Source organism: Delftia sp. WSY_10, assembly GCF_043104705.1.
GTDB lineage: Bacteria > Pseudomonadota > Gammaproteobacteria > Burkholderiales > Burkholderiaceae_C > Comamonas > Comamonas tsuruhatensis.
Window position 1 is genome coordinate 27823 of the sequence record NZ_JBICKY010000047.1, and the last position, 16793, is coordinate 44615.

Annotated in this window: 14 protein-coding genes; 6 read left to right on the forward strand and 8 right to left on the reverse strand. The window is 69.7% G+C overall.

What is annotated here, in order from left to right; genetic code table 11:
* Positions 1–14: 14 nt before the first annotated feature.
* The 5 genes from ACF8ML_RS18980 to ACF8ML_RS19000 all read right to left on the reverse strand — a co-directional run bounded on the left by ACF8ML_RS18980 (position 15) and on the right by ACF8ML_RS19000 (position 4310).
* Positions 15–1034 carry a GGDEF domain-containing protein gene (locus ACF8ML_RS18980; protein ID WP_392407651.1) on the reverse strand — a complete coding sequence of 340 codons (1020 nt, stop codon included), beginning with the start codon at positions 1032–1034 and terminating at the stop codon, positions 15–17.
* 302 nt (positions 1035–1336) lie between these two features.
* A complete protein-coding gene (locus tag ACF8ML_RS18985) occupies positions 1337–2434 on the reverse strand; it encodes a serine endopeptidase (protein WP_392407652.1) in 1098 nt (365 codons plus the stop codon).
* Between the two features lie 67 nt (positions 2435–2501).
* Complete coding sequence (locus tag ACF8ML_RS18990; RefSeq protein WP_016450358.1) at positions 2502–3320, reverse strand: DUF2145 domain-containing protein; 819 nt, start codon at positions 3318–3320, stop codon at positions 2502–2504.
* An 8-nt stretch (positions 3321–3328) separates the two neighbouring features.
* Positions 3329–3799: a hypothetical protein gene (locus tag ACF8ML_RS18995; protein ID WP_016454497.1), complete on the reverse strand. Its 471-nt coding sequence runs from the start codon at positions 3797–3799 to the stop codon at positions 3329–3331.
* A gap of 37 nt (positions 3800–3836) precedes the next feature.
* Complete coding sequence (locus tag ACF8ML_RS19000; protein WP_012202471.1) at positions 3837–4310, reverse strand: YiaA/YiaB family inner membrane protein; 474 nt, start codon at positions 4308–4310, stop codon at positions 3837–3839.
* Between the two features lie 310 nt (positions 4311–4620).
* Between ACF8ML_RS19000 and ACF8ML_RS19005 the strand changes: the two genes are divergently transcribed.
* Positions 4621–5805, forward strand: coding sequence for a trans-acting enoyl reductase family protein (locus ACF8ML_RS19005; protein ID WP_047327001.1), 1185 nt, complete (start codon positions 4621–4623; stop codon positions 5803–5805).
* On the opposite strand, the gene ACF8ML_RS19010 is transcribed toward ACF8ML_RS19005, so the two are convergent.
* Both ACF8ML_RS19010 and ACF8ML_RS19015 read right to left on the reverse strand, forming a co-directional pair.
* Positions 5802–7766, reverse strand: a complete 1965-nt coding sequence (locus ACF8ML_RS19010; RefSeq protein WP_160855424.1) for an MFS transporter — start codon at positions 7764–7766, stop codon at positions 5802–5804. The two genes, ACF8ML_RS19005 and ACF8ML_RS19010, sit on opposite strands and share 4 nt — an antisense overlap.
* Positions 7767–7777: 11 nt before the next feature.
* Entirely contained in the window at positions 7778–8602 is an 825-nt protein-coding gene (locus ACF8ML_RS19015; RefSeq protein ID WP_392407653.1) for a hypothetical protein, read from the reverse strand.
* Between the two features lie 114 nt (positions 8603–8716).
* Between ACF8ML_RS19015 and ACF8ML_RS19020 the strand changes: the two genes are divergently transcribed.
* From ACF8ML_RS19020 to ACF8ML_RS19040, 5 genes are all read left to right on the forward strand, one after another.
* Positions 8717–9457: a helix-turn-helix transcriptional regulator gene (locus ACF8ML_RS19020; RefSeq protein ID WP_012202467.1), complete on the forward strand. Its 741-nt coding sequence runs from the start codon at positions 8717–8719 to the stop codon at positions 9455–9457.
* Between the two features lie 182 nt (positions 9458–9639).
* Positions 9640–10029: a YXWGXW repeat-containing protein gene (locus ACF8ML_RS19025; RefSeq protein ID WP_016450353.1), complete on the forward strand. Its 390-nt coding sequence runs from the start codon at positions 9640–9642 to the stop codon at positions 10027–10029.
* A 162-nt stretch (positions 10030–10191) separates the two neighbouring features.
* Positions 10192–11199, forward strand: coding sequence for a Bug family tripartite tricarboxylate transporter substrate binding protein (locus ACF8ML_RS19030; RefSeq protein WP_392407655.1), 1008 nt, complete (start codon positions 10192–10194; stop codon positions 11197–11199).
* A 65-nt stretch (positions 11200–11264) separates the two neighbouring features.
* Positions 11265–12746, forward strand: a complete 1482-nt coding sequence (locus ACF8ML_RS19035; RefSeq protein ID WP_392407656.1) for a SidA/IucD/PvdA family monooxygenase — start codon at positions 11265–11267, stop codon at positions 12744–12746.
* Between the two features lie 7 nt (positions 12747–12753).
* On the forward strand, positions 12754–13914 hold the full coding sequence (locus ACF8ML_RS19040; protein WP_392407657.1) for a CMD domain-containing protein: 1161 nt from the start codon (positions 12754–12756) through the stop codon (positions 13912–13914).
* A gap of 152 nt (positions 13915–14066) precedes the next feature.
* Here ACF8ML_RS19040 and ACF8ML_RS19045 read toward each other — a convergent pair whose 3' ends face one another.
* Positions 14067–16685, reverse strand: a complete 2619-nt coding sequence (locus ACF8ML_RS19045; RefSeq protein ID WP_392407658.1) for a PepSY domain-containing protein — start codon at positions 16683–16685, stop codon at positions 14067–14069.
* Positions 16686–16793: the final 108 nt, after the last annotated feature.

Consider the following 16793-nt stretch of genomic DNA (forward strand, 5'->3'; position numbering starts at 1 on the left):
CGCAGGCTGTGCGTCTAGGACGCGCGCGGCGGCCGCACATCCTCGGCCACCACGATCTGGTTGCGCCCGCAGGCGCGGCCATGCAACAGGGCTGCCTCGGCCCGCTGCACCAGCCGCTCCGAGGTCTCGCCCGCCTGGAACTCCGCCACGGCCAGGGTCAGGGTCAGCGGGTCCTTGTCGGGATCGGGGATGGGCGTTTCGCTCCAGCGCTGCTGGCGCACACCCTCGCGCACGCGCTGCAGGGCCCAGACGGCCTGGACCGAGGCGGTATCGGGCATCACCAGCATGAAGGTGTCGTCGCGGTAGCGGCCTATGCCGTCCACGGTGCGCAGGTGCGTGACCAGCAGGCCGCTGAGCATGAGCAGCACGCGGTCCTGCAGCGAGGGGCCCTTGTAGGTTTGGTGAACACCCACGCGCTCCACCCACGGGTCCAGCTCCAGCAGCACCACGCAAAACGGCTCGGGCTTGCGGGCATGGCGTTCGCGCAGGCCATCGACGACATCCATCAATCGCGCGTAATTGGCCACGCCGGTGAGTGTGTCGCGCCCCGTGGGCAATTGCAGCGAGCCCACGCGTTTTTGCAACTGCTGCACATCGTCGGCCAGTTGGCCGCAATAGCTCGACAGCTGCGCCAGCTCCTCGGTGTACTGGCGCTGCATGCGGCTCAGCGCCTGCCACAGCGCCAGCGCATGCACGGCCAGCGGCAGCAGCACGCTGGCCAGCCACAGGATGCGCACGGCGACCGGGCCCGGCGCCATCTGCGGCATGGGCCTGGCCACCACCACGGCGCAGAGCATGGCCAGCATGGCGCACAGCACCACCACCTGGCCCGTGGGCAGATGCAGCGCCTGCTCGCGCTCGCCATCCCAGGGCAGCCAGGCGACGGCCGCCAGCCACAGCAGGGCACAAGCCCAGGCCAGGGTCGGCTGCCATGCCGCCAGCAGCAAGGCCATCGTGGCCTGTATCCAGCCATGGCCGCGCAGCGTCCGGGTCAGCGGCAAGCCGGCTGCATGGCAGCGCCAGATCCAGGCCATGCCGGCCAATGCCGACAGCGCGGCGTAGGCCGCCCATGCTTTCCATGAAGAAGGGCCCGCCAGCACATGACCTGCCAGAAGGGCCGCCCCCACGGCCCAGGCCGCAAGGGGAAGGACATGGGCGGACCCGCCGGCCGGTGGGTGGGCGGGTTGCGCTGGCGTGTGTTGTGGGGGATACGGCAGCTGGCGTGACATGGCATCCTCGCTGAAGACATCTGCGCCCCGGCCGAGCGCGCAAGCCATGGTGTACCACAACCCCGTGCAGCTTCAAGGGGCTTGGAGCCCCTGACGGCCAGGCCGGCTCAGCCTGGCGCCGGCCCGGGCTCCTGCGCCCGGGGCAGCACCGCGCCCGCCTTCCTGCTGTGGCCATCGGCCTGGGTGCCGCAACTGTGGCAAAAGCGTACAAAGGCGCTCTTGCGGGTTTTGCAGCTGCCGCAGCGGTCGAACAGGCCGATGCCGCAGTGGGGACAGAAGTCGATGGCGCCGTCCTTCAGATCCACGGGGCGCTCGCAGCCCGGGCACACGCCCTTGGCCAGGCGGGCCAGGGCCACGTCGTAGCCCAGTTCCTGGCGCCGCTGCGTCTCCGGCAGCGATTCCTGCTGCTTTTGCCTTTCAAGATAGCGGTTCAGGCCCAGGATGGCCGCGCGCCCCAGCAGCACCGTCACCACGATACCGACCACATAGCGCACGTAGCCGCCGTAGTCGGGCAGGTACGGCACAAGTTCAACGAAGAAAGCGAACAGCGCAAAGAAGATGAATCCCCAGACGAAGGGCCACCAGGTGCTCTTGCGCTGTTTGGCGAACAGCCAGCCGGCCGCCAGCAGCAGCGGCAGGGTCAGCGCCAGGCGGTAGAGAAAGACACGCAGCTCGACGGCGCGCATCTCCGTGCGCCAGGCCTCCATGGCCCCGTCGCGCAGATCGTCCCATTGGCGGTTGGCCGCGTCCAGGCGCTGCCGCGCCCGCAGGCTCGTATCCTGCAGCCGCTCCACGGAGGCGCGGGCGGTGTTCTCTTCCTGCTTGATGGCATCGAGCGCCTGGGTGCGCGACAGCAGTTCGCTGTCCTGCTCGGGCCGGGCGGTGGCACGGCGCGTGGCCACCCAGTTGTCGAAGGTCTCGCGCGCCGAGCGGTAGCGCGACTGCGCGGCCTGGTACTTGAGCCGTGCGTTCTCCAGCGCCGTTTCCGCCTTGTCGTGGTCGGCATCGGCGGCCTTGATCTCGGCCTTCACGGGCTCGGCCGCCTCGGGCGCGATGAAGTCCTCCACCGTGCGCGGCGACTCGACCTGGGGCAGGTCGCCCACCACCAGGCCGCCCAGGCCGATGAGGAAGGACGCGAACACCACCGCCACCAGCCACAGGCCTCGGCGGAACCATTTCTCGGGCAGACGCAGGGCCTTGCTCATGGGGAAACTCCTGTTTCAGTGGCCTGCGGCCGAGGAAGACCGCAGGCGGAGGAAGAGCCGGTCCGGCTCAGGGCAGCACGCGCACCGGACCCGCCAGCTGGCTGCGCTGCAGCCACTGCGTCACCGACTCCACGGTCACGGTCTCTATGCGGCTGGCATAGCGCTTGTCGTTGGGATGGTCGTCGAAGGCGATGTTGGCGGCCGTCACGCGCCCGCCCAGCCGCGACAGCGCGCGGATGACCAGCACGCCCGGCTCGTAGCCCTTGAACTGCAGCCAGGCCTGGGCCTGCTGGCGCCGCTGCACCGTGGCCGGCTCCATGGCGGCGGCCAGGGTTTCGGTGGCCCACTGGTTGGACTGCTGGTAGCGCTGGCCCCAGGCATAGCTGACCATGCTGTAGGGCTCGTGCTGCAGGCGCAGCACGGTCTGGGGCTGGGTCAGAAAGGTCCACAGCGCCTGCTGCACGGCGGGCGTGGGCACCTGAACGCCGGCCTCGTAGCGCCACAGGTCGTCCAGAAAGAACTCGCCCAGGCCCTGGCGGTAGACATGGCCGCCGGCCGTGCCGCATTCGTTGAGCTTGTGCGCCACGCGCCAGGGGCCTTCGGGGGTCCTGTAGGCCCAGCCGTAGTGCGAGTAGTGCAGGTCGTACTTGCTCAGGTCCTGGCCCACGCGCGCCAGCAGCACGACACGGGTGCCGTTCTTCGCGTACTCGGCATCCAGCGCCTGCGAGGTGCGCTGGGCAAGGTCCAGCCCCTTTTGCAGGGACTGGGGCGTGAGGGGCTTGTCCTCGCAGCTGCGCCCTGCATGGGCCGTGCCCAGCGCGGCGGCCAGCAGCAGGCCCAGGCAGGCGGCACGGGCTGCAGGGGAAGGAGAAAGCAGCGGTTTCATGGCGGGCATCACAGGCGTTCGTTGTGCAGCAGGGCCTTGCCCATCTCGTTGGGGATGAAGGCCAGCACCTTGCCGGCCGCCGAGATGATGACGCCCGTGCCGATCACGCTGCAGGTCAGCACCGTGCCCACGGCGTAAGCCGAGGCGGAGGCGCCCCGCCCCACCACTTCCACGCTGGCCTGGGCGCCGTCGGAGGCACGCTCCAGCAGGTAGACCGTGCCCGTGGCCGAGGCCTGCACTGCCTTCACGGTCAGCACCGCGCCGCCCACCGACAAAGCGGCAGGCACGGCCACCACGGCGCCAGCGGCCGCCGAAGCCACCGAAGCCGTGCCCACCACGGAGGCCACGGGCAGCATGGACAGCGCCACCGAGGCCTCGCTTTGCGCATGGGCAGGCGCCATGGCCAGGGCTGCGCACAGCGCACCAGCGGCCAGCAGGGCACGCGGCAGGCGCGCGAAAACGGATTGGTTGACCATCATTGCTTGGACTCCTGGAAATGCGGGGAAGGGGTGGACATCACTCGGCGTCGGCCGGTTGCGCGGCCTCGCGGCGGCCATGCATGCGGGCCTGCGCCAGGTCGGCCTCGTGGCGGTCACGCAGCATCTTGGCCAGCGTGAAGGCGGTGGTGATGAGATAGAGCCAGCTTACGCCCAGGAAGGCCTTGTAGGTCACGTTGATGTCCATGCTCACCAGCCCCCAGCCGGTCAGCGCCATGGACACGGCAAAGCCGCCCCAGACCACCAGCTTCCACATGGGCGTGTCGCCTGCGCCGCTGCGGCCGCCCTCGTTGTCCCGCACGAACTTGGCCAGCACGAAGGCGGCCGAGAGGCAGAACACATAGCCCATCACCATGAAGGCCTGCTCCAGCTGCTCGCCGGGCAGCCATGCCAGGCCGATGGCGCACAGCGAGACCGCAATGCCGAACGACACCCACACCTGCAGTTGCCAGGCCCGGGTATCACGCTGAACGACGATGGGAGAAGAGGACATTTGCCGAGGTGCCCCTCAAGGGCATTGGTTGAACACGGGACGCATGGTGCCCAGACGTAACTTGCGTGTCTGCATTCAACCGTAACAGTGGCCAGACACAGGCCATCGAGTATCTTCAAACGGTACTTTTCAAGTTTTTGACTGTTGTTTACACCCCAAAAAGTTCCTGCATGTGACACCAGCACACAGGACATCGGGCACGGCACCTGGGCGACAGGAACCCTGCGGCGCGCCACAGACAATGCGCCCACCCCGGCTGCAGTGCAGCGGGCAATCGCACGTTCGCCACGCTGATTGATGGAGATCTCCCATGACTAAACCCTTTGACCTCGTCGTCCACGGCGCCACCGGCTTTACGGGCCGGCTGGTGGTGGAGTACCTGCTCAGGCGCTACCCCGCAGGCAGCGGCCTGCGCTGGGCCATGGGCGGGCGCAATGCCGCCAAGCTCGCGGCCGTGCGCGACGAGCTGGGCGCGCCCGCCGATACCCCGCTGGTGGTGACCGACACCGGCAATCCCGCAAGCCTGCAGGCGCTGATGGAGCAGGCCCGCCTGGTGCTGACCACGGTGGGCCCCTACCAGCTCTACGGCAACGAACTCGTGGCCGCCTGCGCCCGCGCCGGCGTGGACTATGTGGACCTGTGCGGCGAGCCAGCGTGGATGCGCCAGATGATCGATGCCCACGAGGCTGCAGCCCGGGCCAGCGGCGCGCGCATCGTGTTCTCCTGCGGCTTCGATTCCATTCCCTTCGACCTGGGCGTGTTCATGCTGCAGCGAGAGATGCAGGCCCGCTTCGGCCAGCCCGCCCAGCGCGTGCGGGGCCGGGTGCGCAAGATGAAGGGCACTTTCTCGGGCGGCACGGCCGCCAGCCTCAAGGCCACCATGGCGGCGGCCGCCGCCCAGCCGGGCGTGCTGGAGCTGCTGCGCAATCCGTTCTCGCTCACGCCGGGCTTCGAGGGCCCGCGCCAGCCTTCAGGCAGCAAGCCCATGGTGGACGAGGTGCTGGGCCTGTGGGTGGCGCCCTTCGTGATGGCGGCCATCAACACGCGCAACGTGCACCGCTCCAACTTTCTGCTGGGCCATGCCTATGGCGCCGACTTTGTCTACGACGAGATGATGGTCACAGGCGCGGGCGAAAAGGGCGAGGCCCTGGCCAACGCCGTGGCGGCCGACAAGTCGCTGGGCGCGGACGACGGCCCCAAGCCTGGCGAGGGGCCATCGCGCGAAGAGCGTGAATCGGGCTTCTACGACGTGCTGTTCATCGGCACCGACACGGCCGGCCACAGCCTGCGCGTGGGCGTCAAGGGCGACCGCGATCCGGGCTACGGCTCCACGTCCAAGATGATCACCGAGGCAGCCGTCTGCCTGCTGCAGGACGCCCCGGACACGCCCGGCGGCATCTGGACCACGGCGCCTGCCATGGGCGACGCACTCATCGCAAGGCTCAAGGCCAATGCCGGCCTGAGCTTCACGGTGGAGGAACAGAACCCCTCTTAGGCCGCCAGCAGCCGCTGCACGCGCTCGCGCAGCAGCGCGGGCTGCACCTCGGTCTGGGCCATGGGCTGGCCCACGTTCAGACCCACACGGTTGAACAGGCCACGGCGGAAGGGCCGCACCATGGCGCCGCCCTGCTCGATGCGGCTGAAGTAAGAGCCCCAGAGATTGGTCAGCGCCATGGGGACCACGGGCACCTGCAGGCCATCGGCCTGGGCGCGCTCGACGATCTTCATGATGCCGCCACGGAACTCCTGCAGCTGCCCGTCGCGCGTGATGCCGCCCTCGGGGAAGATGGCCAGCAGGTCGCCCTCGCGCAGCACCTGGGCGGCGCGCTCGAACGCAGCCTCGTAGGTGGCGGGATCTTCCTTCTGGGGCGCGACGGGGATGGCCTTGGCCAGGCGGAACAGCCAGCCCAGCAGGGGCACGCGGAAGATGCGGTGGTCCATCAGGAAGTAGATGGGCCGGGGGCTGGCGGCCATGAGCAGCACGGCATCGACAAAGCTCACATGGTTGCAGGCCAGGATGGCCGCGCCGGTGGCCGGGATGTGCTCGTCGCCCTGCACCTTGAAGCGGTAGACGAAGCGCGAGACCACCCAGGCCACGAAGCGCAGCAGGTACTCGGGCACCAGCAAGAAGATGTAGGCCGCCACCACGGCATTGGCAATGCCCGTGATCAGGAAAACCTGGGGAATGCTGAAGCCCGCCGCCAGCAGCGCGCCGGCCAGCACGCTGGAGGCGATCATGAACAGCGCGTTGAGGATGTTGTTGGCCGCGATGATGCGCGCGCGGTGCGTGGGCTGGCTGCGCATCTGGATCAGCGCGTACATGGGCACGCTGTAGATGCCGGCCGACAGGGCCAGCATGCCCAGGTCGGCCATCACGCGCCAGTGCGCGGGCTGGGCAAAGAAGGCACCCACGCCCATCAGCTCGGAGGCCGGCAGCGCGCGCGAGGCAAAGAACAGGTCCACGGCGAACACGCTCATGCCGATGGCGCCCAGCGGCACCAGGCCGATCTCCACATGGCGGCGGCTGAACACCTCGCACAGCAGCGAGCCCGTGCCAATGCCCACGGAAAACACCACCAGCAGCAGCGAGGCCACATGCTCGTCGCCATGCAGCACCTCCTTGGCAAAGCTGGGGAACTGGGCCAGGAACACGGCGCCGAAGAACCACATCCAGCTGATGCCCAGCAGCGAGCGGAACACGGCGGGCTGCTCTCGGGCCAGCTGCAGGTTGCGCCAGGTCTCGGTGAAGGGGTTCCAGTTGATGACCAGGTGCGGATCGGTGGCCGGCGCATTGGGGATGAACTGCGCAAAGATCCGCCCGATCACCGCCAGCGCCAGGCAAGCCACGGCCACCTGCAGATGGCCGACCTCGGGCACGGCCACCAGCAGGCCGCCGGCCACGTTGCCCAGCAAGATGGCCACGAAGGTGCCCATCTCCACCATGCCGTTGCCGCCCGTCAGCTCGCGCTCGCTGAGCACCTGGGGCAGGTAGGCGAACTTCACGGGGCCGAACAGCGTGGAGTGCAGGCCCATCAGGAAGACGCAGCCCAGCAGCAAGGGCACATTGGCCTGGATGAAGCCCCAGGCGGCCAGCGCCATGATGGCGATCTCCAGGTTCTTGACCAGGCGGAACATGCGCGTCTTGTCCCACTTGTCCGTCAGCTGGCCCGAGGTGGCCGAGAACAGCAGGAACGGCAGGATGAACAGCGCCCCGATCACCAGCCCCGCCATGGCCGAAGGCAGCCAGGAGACGCTGAGCTGGTAGGTCACCATCACGGTGAGCGCGAACTTGAACAGGTTGTCGTTGGCCGCCCCCGAGAACTGCGTCCAGAAGAACGGCGCAAAGCGCCGCTGGCCCAGCAGGGCGAACTGGTTGGGGTGCTCGTGCGCGGCCGATGGCACGGCGCCGGCCGTTGCGGTGGGGGCAGACGGGCTGCCGGTCTCTTGCTGGAACATCTTGTCTTCCCTCAACGGTTGGTGGCGCCGCCGTGGCCGCACGCATCGGCGCACATTGTGCCCGTACTGGCCATGCGCGCCGTGCCGGCCGCACGCAGCGCGGTGATCACGGGCAGGGCGGCGGCCGCCGCCACCACATGCTTGAGGCTGTGGCCGGACACCAGCCCGGCCGTGGCCTCGAAGACGGCCGCATCGCCCCACTCCAGCAGCTTGGCCGCGCCATACCAGGCGATCACCATGCCCAGGCGCAGCGCCAGCGCGCCATGGCGCGGCGCCACGCAGGCCAGGCCCAGCACCGCCAGCATGCCGCCGCCCTGGACCAGCGCCCAGGGCAGCAGGTTGCCGCCATGCAGCCAGACCAGCACCGAGGCCACGGCGGCGACCAGCATGGCCACCGCGGCGCGCACGGCCACGCGGTCGGCAATGCGCGATTGCAGCGCCAGTCCCAGCATGCCGGCAAAGGCCATGGACATGCCCAGCCGGTCGCCGGCCAGGGTGGCATCGTGGGGGGCCCAGTGGTAGACGGACGAGCCTATGGCCGAACACGCCAGCCCCGTGAAGAACAGCGCGGCCAGCCAGCGCAGGGCCGGCGCCAGCGCCTGGCTGCGCCGGTCCAGCAGCAGGCGCGCGCCCGCCACGGCGGCCCATGCAAAGCCCAGGTTGCTGAGCACATCCAGCGCATGGGGCAGCGGCCCCCAGGCACGCTGATCGGCAAACGCGTGAAAGTCCTGCGGCTGCGGCACTGCAGGGCCAATCAAGGCGGCCAGCAGCAGCAAGGCGGCGCCCCAGTACAGCGCGCGCAGGGCGGCGGCCGGTGAAATCGATACGGATGGCATGTGTTGCTCCTCGTGGAAAGTGGGGCGGAGTGTGGCGAGCCACCGGCCCTTCCAGCATCGTTTTTCTGCACCCGCCGCGCAAACCAGCACCTCGGGTATCGATAATCGCTACCCATGAGCACCACTGCCGACCTCGTCATCGCCCTCAAGAAGGAACTCAAGGCCGCCCAGATGACCTATGCCGACCTGGCGCGCGCCCTGGGCATGGCCGAGTCCAGCGTCAAGCGCATGCTGGCCAAGGGCGACATGCCGCTGTCGCGCATCGATGCCATCTGCCGCGCGCTGAGCCTGGACTTCGCCGACCTGGCGCGCCGCGTGGCCGACAGCCAGCCGCTGCTGCAGGAGATGACGCCGGAGCAGGAGAACGCCGTGGTCGCCGACCGCAAGCTGCTGCTGATGGCCATCTGCGTGCTCAGCCAGTGGACGCTGGAGCAGATCGTGGCCACCTACCGCATGACCGAGGCCGAAGGCATCCGCTACCTGGCCCAGCTGGACCGCATCGGCATCATCGAGCTGCGCCCCGGCAACCGCTACCGGCTGCGCCTGGCCAAGACCTTCCGCTGGCGCGCGCGCGGGCCGGTGATGGAGTACTTCCGCGAGAACGCCGTGCTCGACTATTTCGGCGGCGGCTTCGACCAGCCGGGCGAGGGCATGCTGATGGTGCACGGCTCCATCGGCCGGCATCTGGCGCCCAGCTTCGTGGAACGCATACAGCGGCTGGCCCATGATTTTTCCCAGCAGCACCTGCAGGACCAGCGCCTGCCGCCAGGCCAGCGCGAGGGCTACACCCTGGTGCTGGCCATGCGCAGCTGGGAATTCACGGCGTTCACGGCCCTGAGAAGAGGCACTGTCTGACGGCGGCTGCAGGACGGCAGCCTGCGCTGCAGCGCCTGGCAACAAGGCTTCACCAAGGCGATACACAAGATTGCAAGACTTCGCGTCGCGGCAACCCGGGCTTGACGCAGCACTCGCACCATGCAGTCATGGATTCCCGTCACAGGGACTCCAGCCCGATGAACCAAGGACAAGGAGCCGCCATGATTTCCCTTCGCACACCGCTGATCGCCGCGACCGTGGCCCTGGCCGGATGGGCCGGGACCGCGCAGGCCCAGGCCAACGTGACCTACGCGGCGCCGGGTGCCGCCATCTCTGTGCAGTTCGGCGCGCCGCCCCCCATGCGCTACGAGGCCGTTCCGGCACCGCGCCGCGGCTATGTGTGGGCGCCGGGCTACTGGCGCCCGCAGGGCCACCGCCATGCCTGGGTGGCCGGCCACTGGGTCAAGGCGCGCCCCGGCTATGTGTACCGCCAGCCCGTGTGGTCGCAGCACGGTGGCCGCTGGGGCTACGCACCCGGCCGCTGGGACCGTGACCGCGACGGCGTGCCGGACCGCCATGACCGCCGCCCCAACAACCCCTACCGCCATTGATGGGCGCTTGCGCCCGGCATGAAGCCCGCCCCATCGGCGGGCTTTTTGCTGAGCGCTGCGGCCATGCCCACACTGGCTTCATACCAACATATGCATATAAAAGTGGCTCATTAAGTTCTCAGGAAAATATGGGAATTGATTCACCGGATTTCCCTGCACACCATGCGCCCCTCGCTTTTCCGCTCCTGGATTCCCGCCGCCGCCGCGGCCCTGGCCGTCCTCGGCTCCACCGCAGCGGTGGCAGCCGATTCGGCGGCTTCGTGGCCGCACCAGCCCGTGACCATGATCCTGGGCTTCCCGGCAGGCTCGGGCGTGGACGTGATCGCGCGCGGCGTGCAGGAGCCGCTGTCCCAGCGCCTGGGCCAGCCCCTGATCATTGACTACAAGTCGGGTGCGGCCGGCAACATCGCCAGCGAGATCGTGGCGCGCGCCAAGCCGGACGGCTACACGCTGGCCTTCGGCACGGCGGCTACGCACGGCAGCAATGCGGCGCTTTACAAGAAGCTGCCGTTTGACGTGGAAACCGACTTCGTGCCGGTGGCGCCGCTGATCGATGTGTCCAACGTGCTGACCATCAATCCCAACGTGATCAACGTCAAGAACCTCAAGGAGTTCGTGGACGAGATCAAGGCCAACCCCGGCAAGTACAACTACGCCTCCACGGGCAACGGCGCGGGCACGCACATGGCCTTTGCCGAGTTCAATGCGCGCCTGGGCCTGAACATGGTCCACGTGCCCTACAAGGGCGGCCCCGAGGCCATCACCTCGGTGCTGCGCGGCGAGACCTGCTGCATCATGAACCAGGTCCAGACCGTGCTGCCCCACTACAAGAGCGGCAAGGTGCGCCTGCTGGGCGTGACCACGGCCAAGCCCGTGGAAGTGATCAAGGAAGTGCCCACCATCGCCTCCAGCGGCCTGACGGGCACCAAGGGCTTCGACAGCTCGATCTGGTTCGGCATCTTCGCGCCCAAGGGCACGGACCCGGCCATCGTGGCCAAGCTCGGCCAGGCCGTGCGCGAGGTGCTGGAGCTGCCCGAGGTGCGTGCGCGCTTCGAGGCCCAGGGCAATGCCATCCGCATAGAGACGCCCGAGCAGTTCAAGAAAACCGTGCACAACGACCGCCTGAAATGGGCACAGGTGGTCAAAGACGCGAAAATCAGCATCGATTGATGCCGCGCGCGCCCGCAGGCCCTGCCCCGCTGGCGCGCCTTTCCTCGTGAGTTCCTGGTGAGTCTATGTCCCTGACCGAACCGGCAGCCGCGGCCCCTGCGGGCCTGGCTGCCCTTGAAGAACGCCTGCGCGACGACCTCGTCGCCCTGGGCTGGCCTGCCAAGGCCTGGATCCCTCCCTCCACCCGCGACGGCCAGCCCGTGCACGATGTCCTGGTCATCGGCGCCGGCCAGGCCGGCCTGTCCCTGTCGGCCGCGCTGTCCCAGCTGGGCATCGCGGCCGTTTTGCTGGACAAGGCCCCGCTGGACTTCGAAGGCCCCTGGGCCACGACGGCGCGCATGGAAACCCTGCGCTCGCCCAAGGAGCTGACCGGCCCCGCGCTGGGCCTGCCCTCGCTGACCTTCCGCGCCTGGTTCATCGCCCAATGGGGCCGCGAAGCCTGGGCCGCGCTGGACAAGATCCCGCGCCTGCAGTGGATGGACTACCTGCGCTGGTACCGCCGCGTGATGCGCTGCGACGTGCGCAACGGCCATCAGGTCACGGCCATCCGCCCGCAGGCCGACGGCACGGTCGAGGTCGATGTGACGGCCGATGGCGCCTCGCGCACCTGGCTGGCGCGCCGCGTGGTGCTGGCCACGGGCCGCGACGGCCTGGGCGGCCCGCAGATCCCCGCCTTCATGCAGGGCGTGGACCGCAGCCGCTGGGCGCATTCCTCCGACGTGCTCGACTACCGCCGCCTGGCCGGCCTGCACGTGGGCGTGGTGGGCGCGGGCTCGTCGGCCATGGACAGCGCGGCCACCGCGCTGGAGAACGGCGCCGCCAGCGTGGACCTGCTGGTGCGCCGCAGCGACCTGCCGCGCATCAACAAATCCAAGGGCTCGGGCACGCCCGGCCTCACGCACGGCCAGTTCCTGCTGCCCGACGCCTGGAAATGGCGCATACGCCACTACATCAACGTGCAGCAGGTGCCACCGCCGCACGGCAGCACGCTGCGCGTCTCGCGCCACGCCAACGCCCACTTCAACCTGGGCTGCGCCGTGCAGAAGGTGGAGCAGGCAGGCGACAAGCTGCGCGTGAGCACGCCGCGCGGCGTGTTTACGCTGGACTTCCTGATCGTCTCCACCGGCTTTGCCATCGACTGGCGCCAGCGCCCCGAGTTCTCCGACCTGGCGCCCCATGTGCGCATCTGGAGCGACCGCTTCGTGCCCGAGGCGGGTGCCGAGGACCAGGAACTGTCGGACTCGCCCGACCTGGGCCCGCTGTTCGAGTTCCAGGAAAAGACGCCCGGCGCCCTGCCCGGCCTGGACCATGTGCACTGCTTTTGCTATCCGGCCGCGCTGTCGCACGGCACGGTGTCGGGTGATATCCCCGCCATCAGCGACGGCGCGCGCAAGCTGGCCCAGGGCCTGGCCTCGCTGTTCTACCGCGAGGACCTGGAACACCACTACGCCCAGCTGCAGTCCTATTCCGAGCCCGAGCTCGACGGCGGCGAATGGACGCCCGCCGACCCCGAAGCCCGCGTGCGGGCCCTGGCAGACAAGACCTGAGACACCCATGACCACCGCTAACGACACCATCGACCGCCTGGCCGGCCTGACCGACCAGTCCCCCGTTTTCGCCACGCGCCGCCAGCGCGACAAGGTGGCCATCGCCACCCAGGCCTGCGAGGACCTGCTGCTGGGCGACGGCCTGGCCGACAGCCTGTCGCGCGCCGAGCGCCTGGTGCTGGCCAGCGAGCAATGCCACGTCAGCGGCGTGCAGGCCCTGGCGGATGAATACCGCCAGCGTGCCGAGTCCCTGGGCGACGCCCTGACGCCCGCGCTGCGCACCGTGCTGGCCCAGCCCGGCGCCCAGACCGGCAACGCCCGCCTGGATGCGGCCCTGCACTTCGTGCGCACCCTGGCCCTGCACCCGGCCGAAAGCGACCGCGCGGCCCTGCTGGCCATGCCCGAGTCCGGCCTGTCCATCGACGACACCGTGCTGGTGGCCCAGCTGGTGGGTTTCATCGCCTACCAGTTGCGCCTGTTCGCGGGCGTGCAGGCCATGGACGCGCTGGGCGGCCAGGCCAGCACGCCGGCTGCCGAAGCCGCCGCCGCCCCCTTCGTGCACCCCGCCAACCTGCCGCCACCGGGCGAGCCGCTGCGCCGCAACGGCTACACCAGCGAGACGCTGGACTGGACGTCCTGGCTGCCCGTGCTCGACCCCGCCACGGCCACGGCCGAGCAGCAGGCCGTGCTGGACCTGAGCCACCCCAAGGCGCGCACGTCGGACTTCTACCTGCTGCTGGCCCGCCAGCCGCGCGTGCTGTCGGAGCGCTCGCAGGCCTTCAACGCCATCATGTACGCGCCCGGCGGCCTGTCGCGCGCCGAGCGCGAGGTGGCGGCCACGGCCGTCTCGCGCTCCAACGGCTGCGTGTACTGCGCATCGGTCCACGCCCAGCGCTTCGAGCAGTTGGCCAAGCGCAACGATGTCATGGCACAGATGTTCGACGACCCCGACACGGCCGGCACCAATGCGCGCGAACGCGCCATCATCCAGTCCTCGCTGGCCCTGACGCGCGCGCCGGGCAGCTTTGGCGCTGCCCAGCTGCAGCCGCTGCGCGATGCCGGCCTCACGGACCAGGAAATCCTGGACATGCTGCACTCGGCCGCGCTGTTCGGCTGGGCGAACCGGTTGATGCTCAATCTCGGCAAGGAGAGGTACATCACCCCCTGAGGCGCTTACGCGCCTTCCCCCGTATGCACGGCGCCCTCTCTCGCTACGCGGGAGGGGGACGACACCCTCGCGGCAGGGCGGCCCTTGCTCGGTGTCCCTGACTTGGGCCGCGCCAGTTTCATGCGCTGTGCATTAAGACGCGGCGCTTCACCTCAGTACACATCCCTGCGGTAACGGCCTTCGACGATCAGGTCTTCGACGGCGGTAGCGCCCAGGATGTCGGCCAGCGCGGCATCGACGCCTGCGGCCATGCCGTCGGCGCTGCCGCAGACGTAGAGCACGGCGCCGTCGGCGATCCAGTCGCGCAGGGGTTCGGCGGCTTCGCGCAGGGCGTCCTGCACGTAGCGGCGCCGGGCCTGGTCACGGGAATAGATGAAGTCGGCACGCTCCAGCTTGCCGGCAGCCAGCCAGTTGGAGACCTCGGCCTCGCAGTACCCGTCATGGGCCCGCTGGCGTTCGCCGAACAGCAGCCAGTTGCGGTGGCGGCCTGCGTGCATGCGCGCCAGCAGGTGGCCGCGCAGGCCGGCATAGCCGGAGCCGTTGCCGATGAAGATGGCCGGAGCGTCGGGCTCGGCACCTGCCTCTTCGCGCGGCTCGAAGGCACGGTTTTCCACCAGTCTCATGGCCACGGAGGTGCCCCGGGCCGCATGCGCCGTCAGCCAGCCCGACGCCACACCCAGGCCGCCGTCATGGCGGGCCTGGCGCACCAGCAGCCGCACATGGCCGTCCTGCGGCAGCGAGGCGACCGAGTAGCTGCGCGGCAGCAGGGGCCGCAGCGCATCGGCCACGGCCTGGGGCGCGGTGCCGGGGACGATGTCGCCCGGGGCCGGCAGCACGCTGGCGGCCAGCGCCTCGGCCAGCGTGCAGGTCTGCTGGCGCCATTGCACGGGGGCCGAACCGTCGCATTCCTGGGCGGCCAGCCAGGCCTGCACGGTGGCTGCGCCATGGCGTGGCAGCACCTCGGCCAGCGCACCAGCCCGCCACAGCGGGGCCACGCCTTCGGGCGGTGCCAAGTCCAGCACATAAAGCCCTGCGCCCTGGCTGCCCGCGTTGCACAGGCTGCGCGCCTGCAGCGGCCATGCGGCAAAGGCCGTGGCATCGGCAAGCGGTTCCGCCGAAGACGCAGGCAGGGCATCGCACACGGGCAGCACGGCGCCGAAATGCCCTGCCAGCGCCTGCTGCCAGGCATGCCAGGCCTGGGCGTCCTCGCCATCCATCTCGATCAGCGGAAACACGGGCTGCGCGCCCAGGCGGCGCAGCTGGTGGTCCAGTGCATGGCCAAAGCCGCAGAAGGCCGCGTACTGCCGATCGCCCAGCGCCAGCAGGCCGTATTGCAGGTGCGGCAGGGCCGAGCCCGAGGCCGCGCCCAGCAGGCGGGCAAAGCGGCGCGCGGCATCGGGCGGGTCGCCTTCGCCAAAGGTGCTGGCCACGAAGAGCACGCGCCGGTGGTGGCGCAGTTGCTCGGCATCCAGCGCCGCCACGGATTGCAGGCTGGCCGCCATGCCTGCGCCGCGCAACGCGGCCACGGTGGCCACGGCCAGGCGCTCGGCGCGGCCGGCCTGGCTGGCGAAGGCGACCAGCACGGTGTCCTGGCCCGCAGGGGCGGACGGTGGCGGGTCCGCCATCAGCGCCTGGCGCTCCTTGGCCAGGGCACGCGCCTTGCGCCGGCGGTCCAGGTAGAGCATCCAGCCCGTGATGGCGAACAGGGGCATGATCAGCGAGGCCAGCGTCATGAAGATGCGCCCCGGCATGCCGAAATAAGTGCCCATGTGCAGCGGGTAGATGGCGCCCACGGCGCGGCGGCCCGTGGGCAGGTCGGCATAGCGCTCGTCGCGCTGCACCGTGCCATCGGGCAGCAACGCCATCTGGTTGCGCGCGCGCTCATGGGCGGCATCGGCATCCAGCCAGCTGATCTGCAGGGGTTGGCCCGCGCGCTCGGGCAGGCGCAGCTGGGCGAACTGCCAGCCATGGGCGATGCGCTCGAAGGCGGCCCAGCCGGGCGCGATGTCGATGAGCTGCTGCGCGCCAGTCGGCTCAGGCCGGCCGCCACCGGGTTTCGAGGACGGCGCCGCGGCAGCGGCCACGCGCGGCGGCACGCCGGCCCAGCCGTCCACCGTGCTGCGCACCACGCCAAAGGCCCAGTACATGCCGGTGCAGGTGAACACCACATAGGCCACCAGGGCCCAGGTGCCCGCCACCGAGTGCAGGCCCCAGAGGAAGGAGCGGCCCTTGAGCGCCGGGTCGAAGGTCAGCCAGGTGCGCCATGACAGCGGCCGGCGCGGCCAGCGCAGGTACAGGCCCGACAGCGACAGCATCAGCAACAGGCCGGCCAGCGTGCCCGTGATGGGCTTGCCGTCATCGCGCGACAGCAGCAGCCAGCGGTGCAGCCGCTCCACCCATTCGAAAAACTCCGTGCCGTGCTGCTCAGGCAGCTGCGCGCCCGTGTAGGGATCGACAAAGACCGTCTGGCCCCGGCGCTGGCCGGCCGGTGGCTTGAAGGCCACCTGGGCCGAGCGGCCGGGCTCGGCAAAGACGGTGATGCGCTGGACCACGCGCTGCTCGCCGGCCTCGCGCAGCGCCTGCGCAATCTGCGGCGGCCCCAGCGGTGGGTCATCGCGCGCAGGCACGGAGGCAGTGCCGGGATTCAGCCAGCCCAGGATCTCCTCATGGAACGAGAACACCGCGCCCGACAGCCCGATGACGATGAGCACTGTACCGGCCGTAATGCCGACGAACCAGTGCAACTGGAACCAGATTTTCTTGAAAGTCATGGGGAGCAGGCGGCGGCGTTCAGCGGTCCATCACGGTGCGCAACGGAACATCAGGACAGAACGGTGCATGGAAGGCAGGCGTGCAGGAATGAAGGGGCCAGGCGCCTG

Excerpts from the sequence above, each read along its gene's own strand:
- ACF8ML_RS18995 (WP_016454497.1), bottom strand. The coding sequence starts at position 3,799 with ATGATGGTCAACCAATCCGTTTTCGCGCGCCTGCCGCGTGCCCTGCTG.
- ACF8ML_RS18980 (WP_392407651.1), bottom strand. The coding sequence starts at position 1,034 with ATGGCCTGGATCTGGCGCTGCCATGCAGCCGGCTTGCCGCTGACCCGG.
- ACF8ML_RS19025 (WP_016450353.1), top strand. The coding sequence starts at position 9,640 with ATGATTTCCCTTCGCACACCGCTGATCGCCGCGACCGTGGCCCTGGCC.
- ACF8ML_RS19010 (WP_160855424.1), bottom strand. The coding sequence starts at position 7,766 with ATGTTCCAGCAAGAGACCGGCAGCCCGTCTGCCCCCACCGCAACGGCC.
- ACF8ML_RS18985 (WP_392407652.1), bottom strand. The coding sequence starts at position 2,434 with ATGAGCAAGGCCCTGCGTCTGCCCGAGAAATGGTTCCGCCGAGGCCTG.
- ACF8ML_RS19020 (WP_012202467.1), top strand. The coding sequence starts at position 8,717 with ATGAGCACCACTGCCGACCTCGTCATCGCCCTCAAGAAGGAACTCAAG.
- ACF8ML_RS19005 (WP_047327001.1), top strand. The coding sequence starts at position 4,621 with ATGACTAAACCCTTTGACCTCGTCGTCCACGGCGCCACCGGCTTTACG.
- ACF8ML_RS19015 (WP_392407653.1), bottom strand. The coding sequence starts at position 8,602 with ATGCCATCCGTATCGATTTCACCGGCCGCCGCCCTGCGCGCGCTGTAC.
- ACF8ML_RS19035 (WP_392407656.1), top strand. The coding sequence starts at position 11,265 with ATGTCCCTGACCGAACCGGCAGCCGCGGCCCCTGCGGGCCTGGCTGCC.
- ACF8ML_RS19040 (WP_392407657.1), top strand. The coding sequence starts at position 12,754 with ATGACCACCGCTAACGACACCATCGACCGCCTGGCCGGCCTGACCGAC.
- ACF8ML_RS19030 (WP_392407655.1), top strand. The coding sequence starts at position 10,192 with ATGCGCCCCTCGCTTTTCCGCTCCTGGATTCCCGCCGCCGCCGCGGCC.
- ACF8ML_RS18990 (WP_016450358.1), bottom strand. The coding sequence starts at position 3,320 with ATGAAACCGCTGCTTTCTCCTTCCCCTGCAGCCCGTGCCGCCTGCCTG.
- ACF8ML_RS19045 (WP_392407658.1), bottom strand. The coding sequence starts at position 16,685 with ATGACTTTCAAGAAAATCTGGTTCCAGTTGCACTGGTTCGTCGGCATT.
- ACF8ML_RS19000 (WP_012202471.1), bottom strand. The coding sequence starts at position 4,310 with ATGTCCTCTTCTCCCATCGTCGTTCAGCGTGATACCCGGGCCTGGCAA.